The organism is Pseudoalteromonas sp. PPB1 (assembly GCF_015356275.1).
In the GTDB taxonomy this organism is placed as follows: Bacteria; Pseudomonadota; Gammaproteobacteria; order Enterobacterales; family Alteromonadaceae; genus Pseudoalteromonas; species Pseudoalteromonas rubra_D.
The window spans coordinates 19,080-43,368 of the sequence record NZ_JACEQV010000016.1 but is presented as its reverse complement, the minus strand read 5'-3'; the positions used below and the strand labels follow the sequence as shown (position 1 = coordinate 43,368).

Annotated in this window: 20 protein-coding genes; 10 read left to right on the top strand and 10 right to left on the bottom strand. The window is 47.2% G+C overall.

What is annotated here, in order from left to right:
* Positions 1 to 52 precede the first annotated feature (52 nt).
* Together IY568_RS16320 and IY568_RS16315 are read right to left on the bottom strand one after the other, a co-directional pair.
* Positions 53 to 1,921 carry a M6 family metalloprotease domain-containing protein gene (locus IY568_RS16320; protein ID WP_194868116.1) on the bottom strand — a complete coding sequence of 623 codons (1,869 nt, stop codon included), beginning with the start codon at positions 1,919 to 1,921 and terminating at the stop codon, positions 53 to 55.
* A gap of 152 nt (positions 1,922 to 2,073) precedes the next feature.
* Positions 2,074 to 3,114 (bottom strand): tetratricopeptide repeat protein, encoded by a 1,041-nt coding sequence (locus IY568_RS16315; protein WP_194868115.1) that lies wholly within the window; start codon positions 3,112 to 3,114, stop codon positions 2,074 to 2,076.
* Between the two features lie 541 nt (positions 3,115 to 3,655).
* Between IY568_RS16315 and nudB the strand changes: the two genes are divergently transcribed.
* Positions 3,656 to 4,096, top strand: coding sequence for a dihydroneopterin triphosphate diphosphatase (gene nudB, locus IY568_RS16310; protein ID WP_138538000.1), 441 nt, complete (start codon positions 3,656 to 3,658; stop codon positions 4,094 to 4,096).
* Here the strand turns inward: nudB and IY568_RS16305 are convergent.
* Positions 4,083 to 4,703 (bottom strand): class I SAM-dependent methyltransferase, encoded by a 621-nt coding sequence (locus IY568_RS16305; protein WP_125557338.1) that lies wholly within the window; start codon positions 4,701 to 4,703, stop codon positions 4,083 to 4,085. The two genes, nudB and IY568_RS16305, sit on opposite strands and share 14 nt — an antisense overlap.
* Before the next feature lie 287 nt (positions 4,704 to 4,990).
* On the opposite strand from IY568_RS16305, the gene IY568_RS16300 reads away from it, so the two are divergent.
* The 7 genes from IY568_RS16300 (at position 4,991) to IY568_RS16270 (ending at position 12,645) form a co-directional block, all read left to right on the top strand.
* Positions 4,991 to 6,100 carry an alanine racemase gene (locus IY568_RS16300; RefSeq protein WP_194868114.1) on the top strand — a complete coding sequence of 370 codons (1,110 nt, stop codon included), beginning with the start codon at positions 4,991 to 4,993 and terminating at the stop codon, positions 6,098 to 6,100.
* Between the two features lie 58 nt (positions 6,101 to 6,158).
* Entirely contained in the window at positions 6,159 to 7,118 is a 960-nt protein-coding gene (locus tag IY568_RS16295) for a slipin family protein (protein ID WP_138538003.1), read from the top strand.
* Positions 7,115 to 7,579, top strand: a complete 465-nt coding sequence (locus IY568_RS16290; RefSeq protein WP_125557344.1) for an NfeD family protein — start codon at positions 7,115 to 7,117, stop codon at positions 7,577 to 7,579. The genes IY568_RS16295 and IY568_RS16290 overlap by 4 nt, the downstream gene beginning before the upstream one ends.
* A gap of 8 nt (positions 7,580 to 7,587) precedes the next feature.
* Positions 7,588 to 8,043 (top strand): GNAT family N-acetyltransferase, encoded by a 456-nt coding sequence (locus tag IY568_RS16285; protein WP_194868113.1) that lies wholly within the window; start codon positions 7,588 to 7,590, stop codon positions 8,041 to 8,043.
* A gap of 242 nt (positions 8,044 to 8,285) precedes the next feature.
* The gene (locus tag IY568_RS16280; protein WP_194868112.1) at positions 8,286 to 10,688 is read left to right on the top strand and encodes a hybrid sensor histidine kinase/response regulator; all 2,403 of its coding nucleotides are present in this window, start codon (positions 8,286 to 8,288) and stop codon (positions 10,686 to 10,688) included.
* Positions 10,681 to 11,913: a hybrid sensor histidine kinase/response regulator gene (locus tag IY568_RS16275; protein ID WP_125557358.1), complete on the top strand. Its 1,233-nt coding sequence runs from the start codon at positions 10,681 to 10,683 to the stop codon at positions 11,911 to 11,913. Before IY568_RS16280 ends, IY568_RS16275 begins: the two co-directional genes overlap by 8 nt.
* Positions 11,914 to 12,177: 264 nt before the next feature.
* Entirely contained in the window at positions 12,178 to 12,645 is a 468-nt protein-coding gene (locus tag IY568_RS16270) for a helix-turn-helix domain-containing protein (RefSeq protein ID WP_194868111.1), read from the top strand.
* Between the two features lie 37 nt (positions 12,646 to 12,682).
* On the opposite strand, the gene IY568_RS16265 is transcribed toward IY568_RS16270, so the two are convergent.
* From IY568_RS16265 to IY568_RS16245, 5 genes are all read right to left on the bottom strand, one after another.
* Entirely contained in the window at positions 12,683 to 14,941 is a 2,259-nt protein-coding gene (locus tag IY568_RS16265) for an ATP-binding protein (protein WP_194868110.1), read from the bottom strand.
* A 213-nt stretch (positions 14,942 to 15,154) separates the two neighbouring features.
* Positions 15,155 to 16,450: a hemolysin family protein gene (locus IY568_RS16260; RefSeq protein ID WP_194868109.1), complete on the bottom strand. Its 1,296-nt coding sequence runs from the start codon at positions 16,448 to 16,450 to the stop codon at positions 15,155 to 15,157.
* A 66-nt stretch (positions 16,451 to 16,516) separates the two neighbouring features.
* A complete protein-coding gene (locus IY568_RS16255) occupies positions 16,517 to 17,269 on the bottom strand; it encodes an AraC family transcriptional regulator (RefSeq protein WP_194868108.1) in 753 nt (250 codons plus the stop codon).
* Entirely contained in the window at positions 17,262 to 17,702 is a 441-nt protein-coding gene (locus tag IY568_RS16250) for a carboxymuconolactone decarboxylase family protein (protein WP_125557368.1), read from the bottom strand. The genes IY568_RS16255 and IY568_RS16250 overlap by 8 nt, the downstream gene beginning before the upstream one ends.
* A 103-nt stretch (positions 17,703 to 17,805) precedes the next feature.
* Positions 17,806 to 18,879, bottom strand: a complete 1,074-nt coding sequence (locus IY568_RS16245; RefSeq protein ID WP_125557370.1) for an SGNH/GDSL hydrolase family protein — start codon at positions 18,877 to 18,879, stop codon at positions 17,806 to 17,808.
* Positions 18,880 to 19,133: 254 nt separating this feature from the next.
* On the opposite strand from IY568_RS16245, the gene IY568_RS16240 reads away from it, so the two are divergent.
* On the top strand, positions 19,134 to 19,730 hold the full coding sequence (locus tag IY568_RS16240) for a hypothetical protein (RefSeq protein WP_194868107.1): 597 nt from the start codon (positions 19,134 to 19,136) through the stop codon (positions 19,728 to 19,730).
* Between the two features lie 146 nt (positions 19,731 to 19,876).
* Positions 19,877 to 20,068 (top strand): hypothetical protein, encoded by a 192-nt coding sequence (locus IY568_RS16235; protein ID WP_125557374.1) that lies wholly within the window; start codon positions 19,877 to 19,879, stop codon positions 20,066 to 20,068.
* Between the two features lie 184 nt (positions 20,069 to 20,252).
* Here IY568_RS16235 and IY568_RS16230 read toward each other — a convergent pair whose 3' ends face one another.
* The gene (locus IY568_RS16230) at positions 20,253 to 23,588 is read right to left on the bottom strand and encodes a carboxypeptidase-like regulatory domain-containing protein (RefSeq protein ID WP_194868106.1); all 3,336 of its coding nucleotides are present in this window, start codon (positions 23,586 to 23,588) and stop codon (positions 20,253 to 20,255) included.
* A gap of 10 nt (positions 23,589 to 23,598) precedes the next feature.
* Positions 23,599 to 24,132 carry a hypothetical protein gene (locus tag IY568_RS16225; protein WP_194868105.1) on the bottom strand — a complete coding sequence of 178 codons (534 nt, stop codon included), beginning with the start codon at positions 24,130 to 24,132 and terminating at the stop codon, positions 23,599 to 23,601.
* Between the last annotated feature and the right edge of the window lie 157 nt (positions 24,133 to 24,289).

The window sequence follows — 24,289 nt, the reverse complement described above, 5'->3', positions numbered from 1 at the left end:
AAGCTTAACAGCTTGCCCAAACCAGCAGAGCGGACAAGCTCACAACCTGTGTTTATTTACTCACACGCAACGTATAACTGCCAGCGCCAGAGTAGGAATACACAATAAATCGATAATAACCCGATGAGGCAGTGTAGTTGATGGACTCAGTAGACGTTGGTGTCTCGGATATGGCCACCTGTTGCCATCTGCCACTCAGCCACTTTTCTATTTTCAAATCGAAGTCAGCACTTGCCGGTCCGCTCAGGGTCAGCGCAATGGTGCCACCGCCATACTGAAACCAGCTGCCATTTGGCTCTATCACACTTTGCTTGTCGCTCAGAGTCCCGGTATAGGTGTCCGGATCTGGCTGAGCCTCAGATTCAATGGTAAAAGAGATGGTTTGTGCCGGATCTGAAATATTGGTAATTCTGAGCCCCGAATCGCTGCCATTCCACCACAGTGCATTCGTACCGCGAGACGTTTGAGAGTTAGGTAAAGCATGGGTAAACTCTCCGGCCACATCGAACAAATCGCTCCCGTCACCGCGATTGCGCTTGTATTCCGGGTCCCGATTACCATCGCCATGTTCCATCTGAATATACGGATACCACTCATTGGAATTGCTGCCACGACTGTCGACGTGCCAGACAGCTAAGCCCTGATCGAGTTGCTCAGAATTCTGACCTGACTTATGAATGGCTTCGATATAAAAGGCTTCATTGCTGTTTGCCGGGTTGGTCCATTTATATGAAGTACCGCTGTGCGAGGTATGGCTTAATCGGCCTGATGGTGCATTCGAGTTAATGGCCGGGTTTAGCTCTGTGACTGTGTCCCAGCCAGCAATGGCCCGGAAATGTGCCACTGGTGGCGTCGGCTTGTAACGATTCGTAGTCCCGATCGCGCCGTAGCCCATCACGCCAAAACTGGCGACAGAGCCCTCGGAGCTGCCATCGTAGTCATAAAGATCAGGCCAGTTAGTGATCAGGTGCCCAGACTCGTGGACAAACGTACCAATTGCCAGACTGGCGCGCATATCTGTGATTTGATAGCGATCGGAGCATACCCCATCAGCGCAAAAACGTGGGCTAAGCCTCGCCATATGCGGCCATAACCCTTTAGACCAGGCACTGTCTGAGTTACCGGCATAAAAGATATTGAGACCACGGATCTGTTTACTACTGTTTGTCGTTAACTGAGAGAAATCAAATCCCTGCTGATACTCCAGCCATTGTAATGCCTCATTGATGAGCTCATGAGAACGCACCGTTGAGCTGAGGCTGGAATCGGCATAATATGCTTTGTTCTTTTTTGCCGTGTAATACTGAGTGACTGTATTCGTGTAATCCAGTTTATTGCCGGATACTGAGCGAAAGTAGCCACGGACCGACTGCGCATTACCAAACTCGTTATAATTAAGATCATTCAAAAAGCGCTCAACCTTAGCTTTTGAAATCGTTCCCCGCTCATCCGGAAAATCGATGATAATCGTCAACCCTTTTACCTGGCCACTGATCTCCTCTACACTTTGAGTCTCAAGCATCGAAGTGTGAAACGCCTCATGGCTTCCGAGCATACGTGCGCGCATTTTCTCAACCTGCGCTGCTCTGGCGGCATCCGTCAGTCCAGCCTGAGACTCACTGACTGTTTTTGCCGATATGTTACTCTGATTGCCAACCAGTATTCCGGTAGATACCAGCTCAGTGCCGTCATTACTGACCTTTGCATAAGCCATCCCTTTTAACGTTTCATCGTAGACCACCAAACGGCCGTCTGCGGTCCTTTGCTCTGCATAATAATCATTACCTTGCAGAAACAAGCTAATCACCTGACCGTCAGGCTGAGTGAATTCGTAAGGTGTATTGTTATAGGGTATTGCTGCCTGGGCAAGTGCAGCAACGCCCAGTGCACCAAAGGCAAACAATGATTGTAGTGTTTTCATAATTAAGTTCCTTTACATGTGAGTATTCCTTTTTCATATCAGCAGAGATATGAAAATAGGAACTTAATTATTAACCGCAAATTTACAACTGATCAAATTTAAATTTTCGTTACTATCTCATCAACAGACACACAAAGTGACACTGCTCCCATCTAACCCTCGCTCTGAGTTGTAGAGCTGGCACCTCGATTACACCACCGCTTTATCACAATGCGTCCGCCATCGGGCTTATTGATCTGCGTAGGTTGTTGCTTTGCTTTTGCCTTTCGCCAGGCTTCACTAATGGGCATATTGTTAAGCAGCTGAACGTATAGATCGACCGACGGAGTCAACTCTGAGCCTATCAGGGTTGGCATGGAAGCAATCAGCTTTTCTTGCGTAGTCGCTTGCAACTGCCGCTTTTCAACCACTGTATCAAATACAGCCAATTGCCATTGATAAAAGTCACTGAATACCGTCTGGCCACTGGCATTTACCTGAACAGCAACCGATGCCTTAAAACGCAAAAAGCCGCCCCAGTCTCGTAAATGGATTTGAGTATTCAGCAAATTCAGGCCGGTACCGGCCGCATGGCCAAATTGCTCCGTCTCGGAGTGGAATAAAAAGGCGCGAATATACATCAGCTGGGCATTTCGATAGCTGCTGCTGTCAAAGTAAAGATTACCCAGATTGTTTTTAATATTGGCAATTATCTCTCTATCATCCGAGAGCATCATTGCTTCTTTGAGTATGCCGGTTGCCTTCTTGTGTTGTCCTGTAAATCGATAAACCACTGCCAGGTTATTGGCTATACGTGCATATTGTTTCTCGTCGGCAACATAATTCAGCGCGCATTTGTTTAACTGCTCAGCATACTCGTAATCATGCATGCGACGATGATAAATCGCGACTGAACCAATAACATGAATATGCTCTCCCTGTAAGTATGCCTGCCACGAGTTCCGGCTCAACTGCGCGATAATATCAGACACCGCATCATAGTCGTGGGCCCGAACGCCCGATTCAAGCCCGGCGAGATAAACCTGTAACAGGCCTTTGCTTGGCTCCGTCGGCAATTTATCCTGCGCCTGATGAAACAGTGCAACCGCCTGAGCCGGGTTTTTATCGTTCAGCTCTTTCAACTGGTTAAGCGTTTTAAACAGCTCCGCTGGACTTAAAGCGACAGCGGCGGAAAACAACAAGCTTGTGAGCATAAGTCAGTGACACCTAATTACATTCTGGTTAAGCATGGTACAGATACAATTAATATACCAGAGAACAATTTCCAGGCAGATTGGTCAGCATTAATGCAATCCGCTCAAATAAGCGACAAAAAACCAATACAAAAAAACAATATATGTTAACAATGGTTGCGCTTTACATTTGAACCCAGTAGAGAAACAAGATAAGAAGCAACTAATTTTACTGGTAAAAAATAGGCATAAAACACAAATATAAAAATATTAATATGAGAATTCTCATTTTCTTGTTTACATTTGGAAAACACTGCGATAGCATGTGGGTGTTCCTTAGGGCATGACTCATCACACAAGTCATTCCAATTGAACTCCCGAGAAGTAGAGCTTACCAACAAGGATGTTGGTTTATTGGGTATTTCCTGGCACAGTTTTTGTTGCTATTGGAGGTTAGGCAGGACATTTCCTGCCTTTTTTTTTTGCTTTGCTCCCGGCCCATTTTACTTGCCAACATGGCTTGTATTTGGGTAAATTTGCTAAAAACAGCATGACTAATACCATGACACTCAGACACCCCCACTCCGTACTCGTCATCATTTATAACAGCCACAATGAATTCTTACTGTTGCAACGTGCCGATGACCCTGATTTCTGGCAATCCGTTACGGGTGGAATTGACCCCGGAGAAGCGCCCATTGAAACCGCATACAGAGAACTACTAGAAGAGACCGGTATTAACGCCAAAGCACTTGGGCTGAGTATTCAGGACCATCAAAAATGCAATCAATACACCATCAGAGAGCAATGGCGGCATAGGTATATAGCGGGTGCGAATATTAACACTGAGTATGTATTTAGTATCTGCGTGCCGGCAAACTGTGACGTGCAGCTCGCACCAGGGGAACACCTGGCTTATCGCTGGCTCACCCAGCAACGTGCTGCTGAGCAAGCCTGGTCAAGCAGCAACAGCCAGGAAATTTTGTCTATTAAACTGGCTTAAATAGGAGGGTTTGCCAGGTGACAGATGCCCGACCTTGTGCATCCTCTTCAGGCTCGGTGACTTCGAGGCAAGCTAACTCCGCTTTTTGTGCAATATCTAACAAATAATCCACAGAGCAGTTTTGCATTCCACGTAAGTTGAGTGCTTCTTCATCACTACAATGACGAAGCTTGATCACCAGTAGCCCTTCGGGGCTTAGTAAATTGCGTAAGGTCAGCATCGCTTGCTGACCTGAACTGGACTGCAAATAGTTGAATACCGAGCTCACCAAAATCACATCAAAACTCTGGTGGTTCTTGCGAACTTTATACAAACAAGGCAGCTCATCCTGGTACCAGCTGATCGGCATATCTCGTGTGTAGGCCTGCCCCAGGCGGTTTAACGAACACACGGGCTCTACTGCCACTACCTCAGCCTGCTCTGCCTGTTCAGCAAAAAACTTTGCGTCTCTGCCAGCCCCGGCGCCGATATCCAAAAACTTTAGACCCGATTCTTCCATTAAAGGGGTAACAAATTTTAGCCATGAAGCATGCAGCAGTTCAAAGCGGTAAGACTGGTACAATTTCGCTAATTGTAATGCGTTGTCTTCATAATATTGCATAGGCATAGTTGCTACGCTCCAACCAATGTCATTTGTTCCTGATTCAAAACCATCATAGACAATAATCAAGGCACAATTATGACAATTTGGTTAAACATAGCTGAGATTCAGTGATGATTAACACTTTGATTTAGGGACAAATGCGTATACATTGGTTGCCACACCTCAGTGTAAATACACAGTGTTTACCAATACAAGTAACCTGGGTCCAGAACATCTGAAAACATGCAGGGATTAGTCCCTTTATAAGCCGAAGTAGTTTGCGTCAGTGATCCATTACACAAGGAGTTTTTATGTCACTCAATGCTTTACACACCCCCTGTTTGTTACTGGAAAAAAAGAAGCTGCTAAACAACATTGAACGGCTCAATAAACATTTGTCACAGTTTGAAGTTACATTGCGACCGCACCTCAAAACCCTAAAGTCAGTAGATGTTGCGCGCCATATGTTGGCGGATCAATCAGCTCCTTGCACAGTGTCGACTCTCCAAGAAGCGAGGCAATTCGCCCAGGCTGGTTTTAAAGACATTACCTATGCAGTGGGGATCAGTGAACATAAACTTGTGGAAGTTCTGGACATACAAAACCAGGGAGTCACTTTACATATTCTTCTGGACAGTTTTGAGCAGGCACAATTTATCCATGCCTTTTGCCTCGAAAATGACTGTCAGCTCAGTTGCCTTATTGAAGTAGATTGCGATGGCAAACGCGCCGGTGTCAAACCCAGGGATCCGCAACTGATTGCAATTGCCAAAATCCTGGACTCATCCGGGCTGTTTACAGGCCTTCTGACTCATGCGGGAGGTTCTTATGAATGCCAGAGTTTGGATGAAATTCGTGCTATGGCGCAACAGGAGCAACATGCTGTCCAAATTGCGGCCGACACGCTACGCTCGCAACAAATAGACTGCTCCGTCGTCAGCGTCGGTTCCACACCAACGGCTTTACTGGGAGACGGATTTGAGCACATAACAGAAGTACGCGCCGGGGTATATGCCAGTATGGACCTAGTCATGGCAGGACTAGGCGTGTGTCAACCGCAAGACATTGCATTGAGTGTGCTCACCCGGGTGATAGGCCACAATCGCGAAAAAAACTGGTTGATCCTCGACGCTGGATGGATGGCACTGTCGCGCGATTTGGGGCTTGCATCGCAGCCATGCGGTTACGGACTGGTATGTAATGGTGAGGGCGACGTTTTGCCCGGGCTGTGCATCACTAGTGTTAACCAGGAGCACGGCATTGTGGCGCTTCCAGATACACTCGACACTAGCCACTTTGCAATCGGTACTTTATTACGTATTTTGCCCAATCATGCCTGTGCTACCGCTGCTCAACACCAGGGCTATCACGTCATCTGTGATGATGAAGTGGACTACTGGCCACGCTTCTCTGGCTGGTAATGGTCCACTTTCAGCATTGTTGCTATAGTAAATAAATGGATATAAATAAGGAATAAACATGGACCCAATTACGCTCATTCTCGATTACCTGCTAACGGTTGAGGCGTTTCTGCTCATTTTTATCATTTTTGTACTCAAAGGGAGCATTAAATTTGTCCCGCAGAATCGCGCCTGGATAATAGAAAGATTTGGTAAATACCAGTCGACCAAAGAGGCTGGCCTGAACTTTATTGTGCCTTTTATTGATCAGGTCTCTGCCGATCGCAGTCTCAAAGAACAAGCCGTTGATGTTCCCTCTCAGTCAGCCATAACCCGCGACAATATCTCTTTAATTGTCGACGGCGTTTTGTATTTTCGAGTGCTGGACCCCTACAAAGCCACTTATGGTGTCGACGATTACATCTTTGCCGTTACTCAGCTGGCCCAGACAACGATGCGTAGTGAGCTGGGTAAAATGGAGCTGGATAAAACCTTTGAAGAGCGGGATATGCTCAATACCAATATTGTCTCTGCCATCAATGCTGCTTCTGATCCCTGGGGTATTCAGGTACTTAGATATGAAATCAAAGATATCGTGCCCCCCAACTCAGTGATGGAAGCGATGGAAGCACAGATGAAGGCCGAACGTGTTAAACGCGCACAGATACTGGAGTCAGAAGGTGACAGACAGGCAGCCATCAATGTCGCCGAGGGTAAGAAGCAAGCCCAGGTACTGGCCGCAGAAGCAGAAAAAGCTGAGCAAATCCTAAAAGCCGAAGGTGAGGCAAAAGCCATTATTGCCGTTGCAGAAGCCCAGGCAGATGCCCTCAGAAAAGTCGGTGAAGCGGCCAACACAGAGGAAGGACAAAAAGCCATCCAGCTTGATTTGGCCAGTAAAGCCATAGTTGCCAAAGAAGCCATCGCCCGGGAATCATCAGTCGTACTGCTTCCTGAAAGCGGCACTGACCCCAGCTCTTTGGTCGCACAGGGCATGTCGATCATTAACAGCTTGAATAAAAAACAAAAGGAGCAACTGTGACACTCTTGGTTGAGCACCTGAGTCAGATCCTGATTGTACTCGGATTACTGGCCTTAATTGTTGAAGTTGCCGTGCTGGGCTTTGCCACCTTTGTGCTGTTTTTTCTGGGTCTGTCACTGGTCCTGAGTGGCCTGATGATGTCTGTGGGCCTGCTGGACGCAACACTCATGAATGCATTGTGGGTTAATGCTGTGCTCACAGCGGCGCTGGCCGGCTTACTGTGGCAACCGCTCAAGCGCATGCAGGCCAAAACCCAGAGCACAGAAGTTAATAGCGACTTTGCTGATATCACCTTTACACTCAGCGAAGACCTCAACGAGCAAAGCCAACTCACCCATGCTTACTCCGGGATCACCTGGCAGCTAAAAAGCGAAACGCCTATTGCAAAAGGCACCACAGTCAAAGTAGTCAAAAAAAGCGTTGGGGTGTTATGGGTGGCAGCGCAAGAGCGCCAGGATTAGACAATACAATGCACATAAGACCCGCAGAGCTCGGGGATTTAGATACCCTCAGTCAGATTTGTATGGAGGCTTTTAACACCGCGCTTGCAGCAACATTGTCGAGTGAGGGCTGTGACACCTTCAGGGCTGTTGCCGCGCCAGTAGCCCTGGCAACACGATTGGCGGAAGACAACCAGATATTAGTTGCCGAAATAGCTGAGCAGACCGTGGGCATGATTGAATTAAAAGCAGGCAGACATATCGCGATGTTGTTTATCTCCCCATCAGCACAGCGCAAGGGCGTTGGCAAAGCCCTGGTTACGACAGCACTTAAACTAACGAAGGAACCAAAGGTTACCGTGTCAGCGTCACTGCCATCCGTAGCCGCCTATCACAGCTATGGCTTTACACTGGCCGGAGAGATTGCAGAGTCTGGCGGCCTTGTTTATCAGCCAATGGAAATCAGATTAACTGAAGCCCATTAATTGCGCTCAGGTATTCAGCCAGTGTGAACACTGTGAGTCGTTATAATCAGTCGCCTTTATCACTTCCTATGCCCACTAACCTGCTATTAGTGGATCAGTCTGCCCAGCTGATTTCACGTCAAAAATTACAGCGTCACTGATCTCAATATTCATCCCCTTCTGAGTGAATACATGCAAATCACTGGTCGTTTTTGTTGATCATTCACTACACTTTAAGTTCAGTACGTTAAGTGGGATCTAATATGTTCGACGATGACACGCTCCTGTTTGGCTCAGATGACGAGCCTGAAGAGTCACCCAGCCTGCCACCCTGGAAAATCTTGTTAGTCGATGATGAAGAAGACATTCATCAGATCTCTAGGTTAGTGCTGGAACAAATGGAACTGGATGGCCGGGGTGTTACCTTTCTCAATGCCTACAGCGGCACTCAGGCGCAACAGGTTTTGGCAGAACATGATGACATAGCCCTGATTTTGCTCGACGTCGTGATGGAAACTGCCGAAGCAGGTCTGGATTTTGCCAAATACGTACGTGAGGAGGCGCAGAATCATAAAGTGCGTATTATTCTGCGTACCGGTCAACCAGGCATGGCGCCGGAATCAGACATTACTCGGGAATATGATGTTAACGACTACAAAACCAAAACAGAACTGACCAGCAGCAAGCTCAAAGCCTCCGTGTTAGTTGCTCTGAGAACCTATTCGCACCTGGATAAAACACAGCAGGTACAATCCGGGTTAGACAAAATCATCACCTGTACTAATGCGCTGCTTAGCGACTCCGAACTGGCTGAATTTGAACTGCGGGTATTTCAGACCCTGACTGAAACCTTGCCGCTAAGCCAGCAATTTGAGCCTGCCCCCATGAGTGTGTTTGTTGTCAAACTGGACCTTAGCACCGACGCCTTTGAGCAGCTTTTTCCTCAGGAGGACGTTACCCTCACCATACCGGAATCCGTGAAAACACAGTTCATCGCGCAATATAATGCGCAATCAGAACGCAGTGCGATATTTGAAAACTATGCCGTGTTATTTCTGGGAGATAAGGCAGACGGGTCTCCTATTTTTGCCATTGCCTGCTACAGCAATCCAATCGAGGCGCAGGAGGCGCAACTTTTACTGAACCTGGGCCATAATTTAGGCATTGCCTGGCGCAATACTCAGTTGCAGGAAAGGCTCAGCAACAATAATATTGAGTTAGAGAGCTTAGTTGAGGAACGTACCGCAGAATTACAAGCGGCACGGGAACGCGCAGAACAAGCCAATCTGGCAAAAAGCATGTTTTTATCAAACATGAGCCATGAGATACGTACACCACTCAATGCGGTACTGGGTTTTGCCCAGCTGCTCGAACGAGCAAAAGATCTCAATGCCAGTCACAAAAACACCATGAACAAAATCATCAGAGCTGGCAACCATTTGCTGGACATAATCAATGACGTGCTGGATATCTCAAAGATAGAAGCCGGCTCTAGCAAACTCAACCCCGTTGACTTTGAGCTCAATGCGCTGCTGGAAGATTTGGGGAGCATGTTCAAACTCAAGTGTGAGCAAAAGCAACTTGCCTGGCAATTAGACAGCACACTGAGTGAACCGACCGGGGTTCATGGAGATCAGGGTAAACTGCGGCAGGTACTTATCAATTTACTGGGTAATGCAGTCAAGTTTACGGACAGTGGCACGATTAAACTTCGCTACACACAACCAAAGGCAGGTTTACATCGCTTTGAAGTACTGGACACCGGGCCCGGTATCTTGCCTGAAGAACTGGAGAACCTGTTTAATAGTTTTACGCAAGGCAGTGCCGGTGTAGAGAAAGGTGGCACCGGGCTTGGTCTGTGCATTTCGTCCAGACAAGTAGAAATGATGGGAGGTAAGCTAGAGGTGAGCTCTGAGCCCGGCAAAGGCAGCTGCTTTTCTTTTACTTTGCCACTACAAGCTGCACAGATAACCACTACCCACACTCAAAAACAGACATTACAGCAGATAAGTGTGCGGGCGGACAAAACACTGCGCGCTTTGTGTGTTGATGATGTTGCTTACAACCGCGAAATACTTGGCCAGACACTTGCGGCATGCGGTATTGAGGTCGATTATGCTGAGGATGGTAAACAAGCCATTGAGCTCATTCAAAAAAGCGCCTTTGACATTGTTTTTCTGGATTTGTTAATGCCCGTCATGCGTGGTGATGAGGCCGTCGTCGTCATTCGTAATGATCTGGGTTTGTCTGAACTAAAATGCGTGGCCATTTCAGCCTTTAGCTTACATCATGAAGTACAGCATTATCTCAGTATTGGTTTTGACCAGTTTATTGGTAAACCCTATACAATCGAACAAATTTTCGATTCATTGTTATCTTTCTTCCCGGAACATTTTGAAAGCGCTGAGTTAACAAGTTCTTCGTCTCCAGATAGCGCGCCATCAGATGAGATTACACTTGCCGATTATTCGTTGCCCGCTGAACAACGGGCCCAGTTAATAAGTTATGCTCAGGTCAATAACAGCTCTCGGATCAAGCAAACACTCAAAGAAATTGACGCACAACAGCCAAATAACAGGCAGCTTACGAAATACTTGGCTAAATTTATAAGTAGGTTTGATATGACAGGCTTTATTGCAGCGCTCGACGAGGTGCAAGATGGATGATGATCCGGTTTCACTGAACAATTGCAAGATTCTAATTGTTGATGACAAGGCTGAAAACCTTGAGTTACTGACTGACTTTCTGGAACCCGAAGGGTACGAAGTCGCATTCGCCACTTCTGGTAAAGAAGCCATCAATATAGCAACCATTTTCCTCCCTCATTTAATTTTGCTCGATGTGATGATGCCTGGCATAGATGGGTTTGAAACCTGCCGTCGACTTAAATCTCTTGGCAAAGTTAAAGAGATCCCGGTTATCTTTGTCACGGGTAAAAGTGAGCTCAGTGACATCGTCGAAGCATTCAGTGTGGGCGCCGTAGATTATGTGACTAAACCCATACGGCAGGAAGAGTTGCTGGCACGCGTGACAACTCACCTGCAATTACAAGCCCTGATCAATTTACGTGACGAGCTCATTTCAACACTCCGAGATAAAACCCTTGAACTGGAAAAGCTCTCCAAGCTCAAAGAGCAACAACTTGAAACTTCTCAGCATTTTAGCCATATTGGCGAGCTGGTTGGAGAACTTACACACGAGCTAGGCACACCGCTCAGCGTTGTCAAAACTGCTATCTCGCACTTGAATGAAAAACAGCAGGAGCTTGCGCTGCAAGTGCAAAAACAGTCACTGGCCAAGCAGGAATTAAACGCCTTTATTGATAACACAGCACAAAGCTGTGAAATTGTGCTCTCCAGCATGGACAATGTCATGCACCTCATAGACAGCTTTAAGCACATTGTTGTGGGTGAATTCAGTGGCACAGTCTCAGAGTGTAACTTGCATGATTACCTGCACAATATCCAATATGTTCTGACACCCAAATTAAAGCGCACACCGCATACGGTGTCGATCAACTGCCCGCAAACATTGCACCTTATTTCTGATACTGGCGCACTGTCTCAGGTCATCATCAACTTAATCAATAACGCGCTTATCCATGCTTTTGAAGACAATGTCGCCGGTACAATTGATATCCACGTCGAACATCAGGACGGCAACATAGCCCTGTATATAAAAGATAACGGTAAAGGCATTGAATGTGAGAGGACCAGTAAAGTCTTCGACAAGTACTATACAACACGCGTCGGTACAGGCGGCAGCGGCCTCGGTTTATATATAGTCAAAAAACTGGTTGAAACCCGTTTGAAAGGCAATATTGCTTTATCCAGCCAACCCGGAGAAGGCACGGTATTTAGTATCGTGATCCCGCAAGCGTTGGAAAACTAATCCGTGTCTGGCTGCAATCTACCCAATGGGCTACCAAGCTCGTAACAGCTACTGAGCCATGATGAGGTCGGTGTACTTAAATTCGCAAATAATATTATACTGTGAAGACAATGTTCACTAGTTAGTGGCACAGAACAAACATATCACCCTCTACTTAACTTATTGAAATATTTACTTTGTCATTGCTATGTCGTTACGCTGACGTACTCTGTCGACGAGAATATGCGTAAAACAAGTGGCAGAGCAGCAAATGGGAAAACAGTAATGATTATCAGGAAATTCAGATTACAACGCGGTTGGTCGCAGGAGCAGCTGGCAACGCTTAGCGGATTGAGTGTTCGTACCATTCAGCGAATAGAGCGCGGTCAGAGTCCCAGCCTGGAGTCATTAAAGTCATTAGCTGCTGTTTTTGAAACTACTGTTGCAGATCTCAAAGAGGAGCCAGATGATATGAGCCATGAAACGATAACCCATCAGGAACAACGTATCATAGAGCAGGTACGCGCAATTAAAGATTTTTACTCGCACTTAATTACCTATGTTGTAGTCAACAGCGGGCTTTTTGCCATAAATATGTTTACCAGTCCTGATTATATCTGGGCCTGGTGGCCTGCACTCGGTTGGGGTATAGGGCTGTTCAGTCACTGGGCAAGCGCGTTTGAAGTCTTTGATCTGTTCGGTGCAAAATGGGAGAAGCGTCAGATTGAAAAACGCCTGGGGAGAAAGCTCTGAATAAAGAAAAACAGACTCAATCGCCGCCTGGTCTCAATTATGCCTGACCTGCGGCTTTGTCCACCAGCATTTTGAGCATTTCTGCTTGCAATAAGTCAGCCTGAATGGGCTTGCTGACATAACCACTCATACCACAAGCCAGACACGTTTTTCGCTCACCCTGCATCGCATTGGCAGTCAGCGCAATGATAGGTAAGTCCCGACAAGCTTCCAGTTCCGGATGAGTACGAATATGCCGGGTTGCTTCATACCCGTCCATCTCTGGCATCTGACAATCCATCAAAATCAAATCAGGTAATCCATGTTCTGGCATTTCCCTCAGCATATCCACGGCTTGCTTACCCGACTCAGCCAGTTGCACTTCCACTTCCCAGGCAGCAAGCATCTTACTTGCAACCACCTGATTTATTGGATTATCCTCGGCGAGTAAAACACGCACACCCCGCAAAGGTGACACCCCATTAGCAGGTTCTGGTGAGTTAGGTTTATGCTCATCTGTAAACATCTGTACCAAATCTTTGGCTGTGACCGGGGGGTAAACCACTGTAATCTGATGCTGAGCAAAAACAGGGTCATGTTGGATTTCGCATTGCATATTACATAGAGCGAGGATCCGCCGTTTACCCGGCAGATGGCTAAGCGCCTCAATCAGTTTATGTTGATACGATGAGTTGCTCAGATCCGCTACCAGTATGTCATGAGTCAACTCTGTTTTAAGTGGTAACATTAATGTTTGTGGCTGGCACCCCAGTACTTCGAGCTGCCTGCACAGGATGTTTGCCAGCCGGGACTGCATAGACAACACCGCCACCTGAGCGTTCTCAGGGGGGATCCCCCTGCCCCATATGCCGCCCTTTTGCGCCTCAACCTGAAAATGAAAGCGAAAATGTGCACCTGGCTCCGTACTGTCAACCAGTTCAATATCGCCATTCATTAACTGACACAGTTGTTTGACGATAGCCAGCCCCAGTCCGGTCCCCCCATATTTGCGCGTTGTGGACGCATCACATTGACTGAATGAACTGAACAGCTTGTGCCTGACTTCAGGTTTTATGCCTATCCCAGAATCAATAACGTCACACTGTAACACTGTAACCGGGTGGCTGACGGCTGTGACATCCACTTCATCACACTTCACGATAAGCTGGAGTGTACCTGACTCTGTAAATTTAACGGCATTACTCAATAAGTTGGTCAGGATCTGGCGTGCCCTGATCGGATCAAGACGCACAAACCGGTGCTTTAGCCCATGACAGTCCACCAAAAGTGTGAGCTGTTTTTTGTCTAATGGAATGGCAAATGATTTTGCCACTGAATCAACCAGCTCATAAAGGTCAACAGAGTCCGGGGAAATCTCCAGTTTGCCAGATTCGATTTTAGAAAAGTCCAGAATATCGTTAATCACTCCCAGCAATGAATGCGCGCTGGCGTCTGCCAGTTTGGCATATTGTTTTTGCTGCGCATCCAGGTCGTGACTCAGCAACAGGTTCAGACACCCAATCACGCCGTTTATTGGGGTGCGGATCTCATGACTCATATTGGCAAGAAACTCTGATTTCATCTTCGAGTGTTGCTCGGCGCGTTGCTTTTCCTGCTGTAGCGCCTGATTGGACTCCAGTAACTGGCGCTGAATCTCGCGGTTTTTGGCATTTCGATATTCTCCGGTCATGATCGCAAATGCGAAATTAAACACCAATTGGCTCATAAATAGAGACACAACAAACAGCTGAGCCTTTAGAGTGTGATCTTGCTGGAGGCTGGTAGTGCCGGGGTGAGATAAAACATCAAACGCTTTTCCGAGCGCAAAAATAGTAACAAACCCCAGACTCAGACTGATCAGGACAAAAGACTTTGCATAACGAGGTCGGCCAAAACGATACAAACACGCCCAGATCCAACCTGAAGTGATGGTCAACGTGATCATCCCCAGGATCAGCCGTGACGCGTAATTTGATATGACGTAAGTAAAGATACAATGGATGAACAAAAACGCCGCAAAATAACAGCTGATTTGACGTAGCGGCACCGTTTTTTCACACGCATGGTAGCAGCCAATCAACACCAGTACTAAAGCAGCCTGGCCAAATAAGTTTGGCAACAAAAACCGTACACTCAATGACAACTCATTTTGCACCCCGAACAATATCATGCTCAATGCCAGACAGATGGGAGACAACGCCCAGTAAAGCGTCGCCTTGACATCTCGGTTTGCCAGCCACATAAACACCAAGGCCAGCGCTGAGGCAACCACCCCGGCACCAGCCATCAGCAGTAGAGAAGGTGTAGATAATTGCACTGCTCGCTCGACAGGGAGCCGATGTTACTGCGCAGCTCCACTAAAATTAACGGATATTCAAAACTCTAGAAGACAGAAGCAGGGTTGTAAAGTCAGTGAAAAAGCCCTTTGCAACTACTGTCAGGCGCTTTGATCTATCACAATGTCATGTGGCCTGGGCAGATCTCGCGCTCAAGCTTTGCAAGATGCCAATCGCGACTAATACCCTGGACTTTACCCGCGACTGACCTCAATCTGTTTGATGGCCAGGCCTTGTATTTCAGTCACTTTAAACACAAAGCCTTCTATCTCAATGGACTCCCCTTGATACGGAAAGCGCTTGCAGTGATGAATTAGGTACCCTGCCAGTGTCTCAATCGAGTCAACGGGCATAAATTCATACTCTACAACGGACAACTGGAAGTCTTTCATCGACATATCCCCTTGCACCACCCAGCGTGACGCATCTTTTTGGCGAAATTGTGCTTCTATCGCTTCACCGTCTTTTAATGCGATAAAATTCAGGATACTGGACAATGTCACCATGCCCACCACAGTTGCAAACTCATTGATTACCACGCCAGTACTGCAAGGATGGGCCTTTAGCGCATTCAAAGCGTCGGATAAACTCAGCGTATCGAGCAAAATCACAGGTCGTAGAAAAGCCTCATGCTGCGCATCAAGCAAGGGCCGGCCAGCTATCAGATTACTCAATAATTGCTTAGCCTCTACCACGGCGATCACCTGATCCAGGCTTTCATCACACAGCAAATATTGCTGAAAACTGTGGCTTTGAATTTGCTGTGCAAGCACATGTTGATCGTCATGAATATTCAGCCATTCCACTGCGTCACGGTTAATCATCGCCTGAGTGATACTGGTCTGGTCCAGGTCAAGTACATTGCCAATGATATTGTGCTCATGTGCCCCAAGTTCGCCCTGCTCGGCACTTTGGTCAACCACCGCAAACAGATCATCCCGGGTGATCAACTCATCACGCTGAGTTGGTAACTTACATGCCCGGATTATGACATCCGCCAGCAGGTTAAATAGCCAAATCACGGGCTTAAACAGCCACACGCTTGCCAGCATCAGGCCAATAAAGCGCATGGCGATTGACTCAGGGATCACCATAGCAACCCGCTTGGGGAGCAAATCAGCAAACAACACAAACATCGCCGTGATCAACAAAAAAGACAGAACCGTGGAAACTTGCAATAGCAGCGTATGATATTGCGCCACCTCAGTGACAAACAACTGCATAACAAGCTGTGATGCCTGATAAAGATATGGCGTAAAGACCGACTCACCGATCATGCCTGCCACAATGGCTAAGGCGTTTAATACCACCTGAACAGCAGCAAAAAACTGATGTGCGTTTGCCTGCAAATGCATCACTTTTCTGGCTCGGAGGTCACCCGTATCCAGCCTGCTTTGCAATTTCACTTTACGTGCCGCAGCCAGAGATATCTCGCATAACGCAAATACAGCGCTCATACTAATAAGCACAACAACCCATACTAGGTCCAATCACTCACCTGACGATTAACTAGAAATTTGAGCGCGATATATACGCCCAATTTGCGCTGCTGGCAATCAATAAATCGTGACTGACGCAGATAATTGACGAGCATATTTGCCCGGCGTGATCTTTAGAATGTGTTTAAACTCACGAGTCAGGTGTGCCTGGTCAGAAAAGCCGCTTAGCTGTGCCAATTGAGCCAAATCTATCAGTGGGTTATCTCTGAGTTGTTGTTGTGCATGCCGAACCCGGTAGATGCGTGCCAGATACTTAGGCGTTAACTCAGATTGCGCTTTGACTTGCCGCTCTAGCTGACGTATCCCCAGCGGCACGCCGCGATAAGCGTCTTCCAGGGGACGTAACTGCATCAGTGAACTGATGAGCTGGTAGGTATGCTGCATGGCATAACTGGGGTCGGGTGCTGCGCTCGACAAAGTTTGTAACCATTGCTTTAACGTACACAGGGTCGGTGCTTGGCCAAGTTGCTCAGCGAGCGCGCACAATCCGGGTTCAGATAACAAGGGATAAACAGCCTGCTGAAGCGCCTTCAATCTGGCTGGATACAATCGGATCCCGGCAAACTCAGCGTCCGCGCTATAAGAGAGTTGTACGGCATGCTTTGAGGGTGGCTGAATGTGAAAAGGTGCTGTCAGTTTATGCTCATCCAGTGACACCTCACCTTTGAGCACAAAGACTATCCCTTGTGCGCCATCGCAAGGTAGCCAGCGAGTGCCAGAGTGCAGGCTGCGTGCAAACCATACAGCTTGCACATACCGTTGGGATCTGTCATCCGGTTGATGGCGTTGCAACATTAGTTGGTTATTCATCTGGCTCAGGTTTAAACATTTTGACAACTCGATTCCAGGCGTTGATGGCATTAATGGCAACCGTCAGGGTCACCAGTGCATCGTCACTGAACTCCTCAGATAAAGCGCAGTATAAAGTATCATCAATCGGCTGAGCGTTTGTCAATTGTTCACACAAAGTCAGTGCCAGACGCTCTTTTGCAGTAAATCCTGACATATCTCGCCAGGCATTCAGGGCAATAATGCGCCGGGCGCTTTCGCCCTGCTCCATTGCCTGACGGCTGTGCATAACAATGCAATAGCCGCACTGGTTTAACTGAGACGCTCTGAGTTTAACCAGTTCCCAGAGTTTCGTATCCAGTGTACGTGTGACTTCTTCATTTAATAATTGCTCCTGAGTAAACAAGTGTTGCATCAGTTTTGGGGCACATTGTAAATAACTTGCTCTTTTCATCATTTTTCCTTAAGTGTCATTCATGGCTTACAGACTACCCAGAGACACCACAACAAGATTGAAGAAAAACGACTTTCGCGCCCCAAAACGTCAGGCAATGCAATTAAAGCAAATTGTGCTGCTTAATAAATGTGACCAGTTCACCGGCAATACTCGCATGCTCCTGCGCCGTAGGATGCCAGATACAGCCTTCCAATGGAGATACAAAAGTATTGGCATACACATCCTCAACCCCTTCATTGGCAAGCTGTTGCAACGCTGCATGTGTTGCTGGAATAATAAAGTCATAGGGGTATGCAGGACGAGGCATCACCACAATAGCAACATCCGGATAGCGGCTTCGCAGCGAATGAACAAACTCGACCATGGCTGCTTCCCAGGCCATTTTTACTTCCTCTATCGTTTGCCAGGGTTCGTGTGGCTGAGGGTCGGTACTAAAATCATTAGTCCCAAACTCCAACACAATTAACTGAGGAAAGCGCTCCTGATATGACAAATCATCCTCATATACTGCGGATATCTGATCAACATAATCTACCAGAGTGTGGTGTGTTTGGTTGCCATTCCAGTTGCGGATCAAGCCCAGACCAGAATACGACACCTGAGTAAACGTGCTATTTAATTGTTGCGCCGCAACATAAGGAAAGGCCAACCGCGCATTACTCGAATTAACAATCTCCTGCCAGTCACATTGTCGCTTAGTCGATTCGCTGCCGAATCCCGCACTAATTGAATCTCCGATAAACAGTATGTGTGGCTGTGTTTCCCATACCCCCTCCAAAGCCCCATCGACCTCAAATTGCAACAGTTGAGTGCGTGCACCATAATGCTCCCAGCGCTTCACCACTTCGATGCGCACCCGACCTGGCTCTGCCTGTTCAAACAACACAAAGCGCTGAGCTTCACCCGTTGATGCCGTCACGATTTTTTGGTGCAACCGACCATCGACTAGTACATCAAACTGGTCACCATTACCGACTAAACTGACTGCGATGGACTTACCCACCAGCTGAGTGTGGATGGCCGTACCCGGCCAGTTAAATTCCACACTCCCTTGCTGATAGTTTTTATGTACCCGGCCCTCGTAAATAAGCGCATGGTGCGTAGCAGGCAAAACGGTAGCGAAGCAGCTAAGGCTGATGCTCAGTCCGAGCAGGATAAGTATTAAGCGACACATAGATAGTTCCTTTTTTGTTAAAAAAGTAAACCTAGTGTTTAAACAGCAACTCCTCAAGCCAGGGAAGTTGAATTTTTCTAAATCGGGTAGGCGCAGCAGATTGCCTTTCGTATCCGTTCATCATGTTCAACACGATAAATCGCTCTTGCGAGACAAACAGTAAGACAAAATCACTAACCTAAAATTACCAACACTCTTTTATTCTGATTTAAAACGCCATATAGTTATTAAAAGTTTGCATTTAAATTAATATAATGATTAGGAAAATTCAGATTGGCGTAGCAACGTCTCTTTCCTTGCTGATACTCACAGGCTGCAGCCAGCTACCAGCCCCGACACCGTCTACAAATGCCAGTGTCGAGGCAAGCTGCCCGCTCACGGAGCTCAAACACCCAAACCTGGTCCCACTACCAGCACAGAGCATACCTGGAAACGTGATTGCCGCGCCCGGTCAGGGTGGACTTTGTAACGCACGCAACTATGAAGTAAGCAAAGATCTCATTATTTGGCGAGCCTGGAACAGCACCTACGAAGGGTCTAAATTCGGCAAGTGGTGGTCACTGGAGAAACCGCTCGGAGGGGTTGCGCAATACCGGGCCGAATTCAATATTTGTCCCAAGTACTCACCACTGGATATGCTGGTGCGTTGCACTTTAAAAGCAGGCACTCAGGTAGTAATCGGCCCAGGTCAAAGCGCTCAGTGTAGCAACTACTTTACTTATCCTCAGTCGGATACTAATCAGCTCTACCTGGCAAATGCCGCTGAGGTCACCCTAAATTGCACTAACTTTTACGACGAGTTCTCCTGGCATGAAGTCGCACCGGAGGCGGAGACGAATACAACACAATAACAGGAATTAACACCAACCCTATTGATGGCTTACTTCAAAAGTTGGCGGCAGGGTTGGTATACATCCTCCAGCTCGCTTCGAAGTGCGCGGGAGGTCAACATAACGGAGCCCGGCATTGGGCTTTTCTCACTACAAAGGAAATGAGCATGAAACTCAATTTAAACAAGAAAAAAATCAAGTCGCTATCCCAAAACAATCAGCTGTCACCTCAGCAAACCCCTCAGATTGGCGGCGCAGCAACAGGCTTGCCTAACTGCCCGAATACTAACTTTTGCAATTCAATTAATGCGTGCTGGACATTTAAAGACAATCGACCGGATTGTATTATCTGGGGTTAATTGATGAGTCTCGCTGTGCTGTAAACTGTGGAACCGCCTTGCAATCTCAACTTAGATGCGGTTAGGACACTGACATACAACACATACGAGGTGTTTGCTCAAGCCGGGCAACACGCGCGGCCTGAGCAAACTTTGGTTACTCCATGGGTTACTCCATGGGTTACTCCATGGGTTACTCCACGGATTACTCCTGATTAAGCGCAGCGACTACCTGCATAATATCTTTGAGATCAATCTCTCCATCTTCGTTTAGGTCAAAGCGCGGATCAAATTGTGTATCGCCCGTCGTAGCCGACCATCCGGTTACAATCGTTGTAACATCATCCGCGGATAAAACACTATCGCCGCTAAAGTCAAACGGGCTGACTTCTTTTAGAACAAAAACCTGTTGTTCACTGATCACGGTTTTGTCATCACTCAGCATAATTTGCACTGATATCGATGTATCACCCGGGGCAGATACATCCCACAAGTAGCGACCCTGAGAGAATGCAACACCAGTGGCAATTTCAGTCGTCTCATCTCCCACCTGATAAACAATATCAACAGTGTCTGAATCAGCGATATGTAATCCCGACCAATTGATACTAACCTGCTGCTCAGAGCCGATGGCATTCTCCACATTGATTAACAGAACCGGTACCGCCACACCAAGCTGGTTCACCTGTTGGCTGGGCTCAGTCAGATTAACCGCATCGTCTGAAACATCAAAACGGTAAGAAGCGTGGCTATAACTGAGCTTATACAAGCCTTTAGCCAGATTAGCAAAGCTAAAGATGCCGTTGGTATCCGTTAGCTGACGCGCAATTTCGACCTGACTCAAACCAACGCCATTGGTCAACACCACTTCGACACTGGCGATCCCCATTTCACTGGCATCTGAAACCTTACCGTGCAAGGTTGCCTGGTGCGTATCAACATAGATACTGTTGGGCTCAGAAGTTGAATCATCAGCAACCGAATAGACATTGTAGTAATAGCGCGTATTGGCAAATGCACTGTCAACAAACTCCGACTCTAAACCGGTAAAGATCCTAGCGCCATCGTCTATAGAGGTGGGCAAACTGTTCACCGTTCTGGTCACCACCACTTCCTTCAGGTTACTACCTTGCGGGTTTTGCCAACTCAGCGAAACAACAGGTCCATTCACTATGGCCTTGAGTGCAGAAACCTGCGCCACAACAAAGCTGCTTTCCTCAGCATACGTCGGAGCCTGAGCTACGCCGTTAATACTGATATTGGCATTCTCATTTTCCTGACCAACGGTTAGCTGCACAGTGGCACTGTCCTCGTCACTCTGAGTCAGTACATCTTCATAGTTAAGTACCAGTACCTTGCCATTGGTTTGTGGAATGGTGACATACACTTCAACTTCGGGATACTGAGGGTATTTCTCCACCTGAATTGAGTAAGTATCCGTTAAGGGCAAGATAAACTCGGTAACCAGCTCAGCGTTTTTCAGATAGGCTTGCATCGTGTCAGGCTCGTCCAGAATAGGCTGCAATACGACAGCACTTTGGTCGCTCACTTTATTAACACCAACAAGCCGTCCCCCTGCGATTAACACTGTAATATGCTGTGGATGTTCCAGCTCAACCACACTGACTGGTGTCTCATCCTCTGCATTCTGAACATCATTGGCACGTTCACTGGCACCCGGTTGGCCATAAATGCGCAGCTGATCTGTGACATCGGTATAAGCACCAAATTGCGCATAGCTCGACGCGCTATAGTAGTTTGTCAGTTTAAAGTCACCATGTTGATCATACTTTTCACTGTCGTTTTGTGGCGCACCGAAGAAGATGAAATGCTTCAATGTCAGCCCATTGGTAAATTCCATCATGGTATATTCACCAGGGAAGTTATTGTCATGGGTAATGTACAAAGACACATCGTTATACTGGATCAAGCCAGCAGCCAGAATAGAATGTCCGCCCCGTCTTTTCGGACGGTTAATGCTAAAGCGCAGACTGGCAATTTTGTTTTCCATAAAGTGCGGCGAATAAAACGCATTCATCGCGGATATCCCCGGGAATATGGTACGCGGGTGAGAGCCTATCCAGGCACTGCCTTTAAACGCAGACTGCGACAAAAAGTAATAACCAATTTTAGACAAGCCATGAAAAGCATCCGCAGCATCCGATTTCACATCGTAACTGCCAACAGCCTTAACATAGGGCTTGGGCGACTCACTATTGCGGTTGTCCCAGTGGCTCTGGAAGGTTGATGTTAGCTGGGCACGCGTTAATGTCGCATCGATATTGGCTCCCCAGGCTACCCCTTCGCTGGCATTGTTGTAGTTGGCAATTGCCGATGCTGCCATACCATGGCATACACCGAGAAACCGCCGGTCAAGCCTGTTCAGACCCTGGGTATAATCTTCCAGCCGGTAATAACCAATCACATCATACGCTTTGCGTTTATTTGCCGGCGCCAGGAACTGTGCAAAAGACCTTGCGACTTTGCGCATGAAGCCCAGGTAAGACAACTGGTCGGGTGTACAACGATCAAATTTCCAGCATAAGAATGAAGACAAAGAAACGTCTTTTACTTCGGTAATCATAAAGCGGTTCCAATCGCCATTTTGAAAAGAAAAGCCATCTGTAGAAACGTTAAATGCCGTGGTATACACATTCAAATTGTTGACATCGTCAATAACTTCACACTCTTCCTCTTTACACACCGAAACCTGAGCGCCACTCAGGTTATAAGGCGCCTGAGTCAAAGCAAAATCGATGCGGAATGTCTTTTTATCCGTGCTAACATCACAGTTCTGAGCCGTGACTTTCAAACTGCTATCTTCGGCATGGAACTGATAATTACAGACATCCGCAAGCGCAGCACCGTTAAGCGCTTCCAAGTTTTTAAAATACACAGAGAATTGGTTTGCGCTAAGAGAGCCTGGTGACAAAATCACCTTATCCAGGTTAAAGGTATGGTCAAACGCGGCATCCATAAGGTTAAATGCGACATTATCAATTGCATAACCGGCATCTTCCTGAGCAATGATCTCTATCCGAAATGAGGCTATGTTTTCGTCCCGAATCGAAAAGTGCTCAATCCCAAACTGTGAGTCCAGCACTTCTCTGATCAATTGACCTTCCGGGTTAAACCACTGCAACCGGGTCGAGCTTAAGTTGTCAAAGTACCCGGCATCTAAAGAAAAACTGTTTACGGTTGTCGGCTCGCCTGTTTGCGGATCAACAAAACGCCCTTCAATGGCACCGTTGAACCTCGGGGACCCACTTAACACTGGGGTTGTTGGATTAGCAATGTCTGATGTAATAAACGGTGAATCACCGCCAAATATAATACCTCGATCAGCATACTGGTTGGTAATCGCTGTGCCATTGGGAAATTCACTGAAAGTAATCGGCGTCATACCAACAGCCGCAGCTTGTTCAACAGGGACTGAACGAGCCAGTGATTTGTCATAGTTTTCACCTGCTGTCGACCCTTCAGTGGCCAAAGCAGGTGCACTCAGTAAACTCAGTAGCGCTGTAATATATAAATATTTCATTGTAACGCCCTCACTGTTCACTGACCGAAATGCTGCAATTAACTTGCTGCGCCAGACGATTCATGCAAAGTGTTTTACTGCTTGACACTTCAGGCGTCGTGCCTGAGTCTACACTGACTTCAAATGTCAGTACTTCTGCAGAGCCTGTAAAACCACTACTATTGCCATAGGTAAGTGCACCAAAATGCAAAGACTTGCCTTCTTCTGCCGACACAGGGCCCAAAGCAACCAGAGTGCCGTCAGACACAATAAAACTGTTACTCATGGACATTGACCCTTCATTGGGCGCAACGCTAAAGTCCAGTTTTAATTCATAAGCCGATATTGACTGAGTTGCACTCAGCTCTACCTTGTAGCCTTTTGTTGTAGGCGCATCGGATTGAGGTGGATCAGACTGTGGCGGATCTGATTGAGTCGGTGGAGTGTTAGTAGTACTTGCACTGGGGGAGTCAACCCCACATCCAGCCAGCGCAAGTAACAGTGACGAGCAAAAAACCAGACCTAAGGTATTTCGCGGGGCACCAGACGCGATTGAGGTTTTCATTGTTGCAGCCTTGTATACGTATGCAGACTGATATAGCACTGTACTGATACCTTGCCATATCACCATGTTCTTCAGGTGCTGTGCTCACTTTTACTGCATACTGTCCGACCTGCGCAAGCCCAATAATCAAAGTGACCTATCGTCAGCACATAGAAGT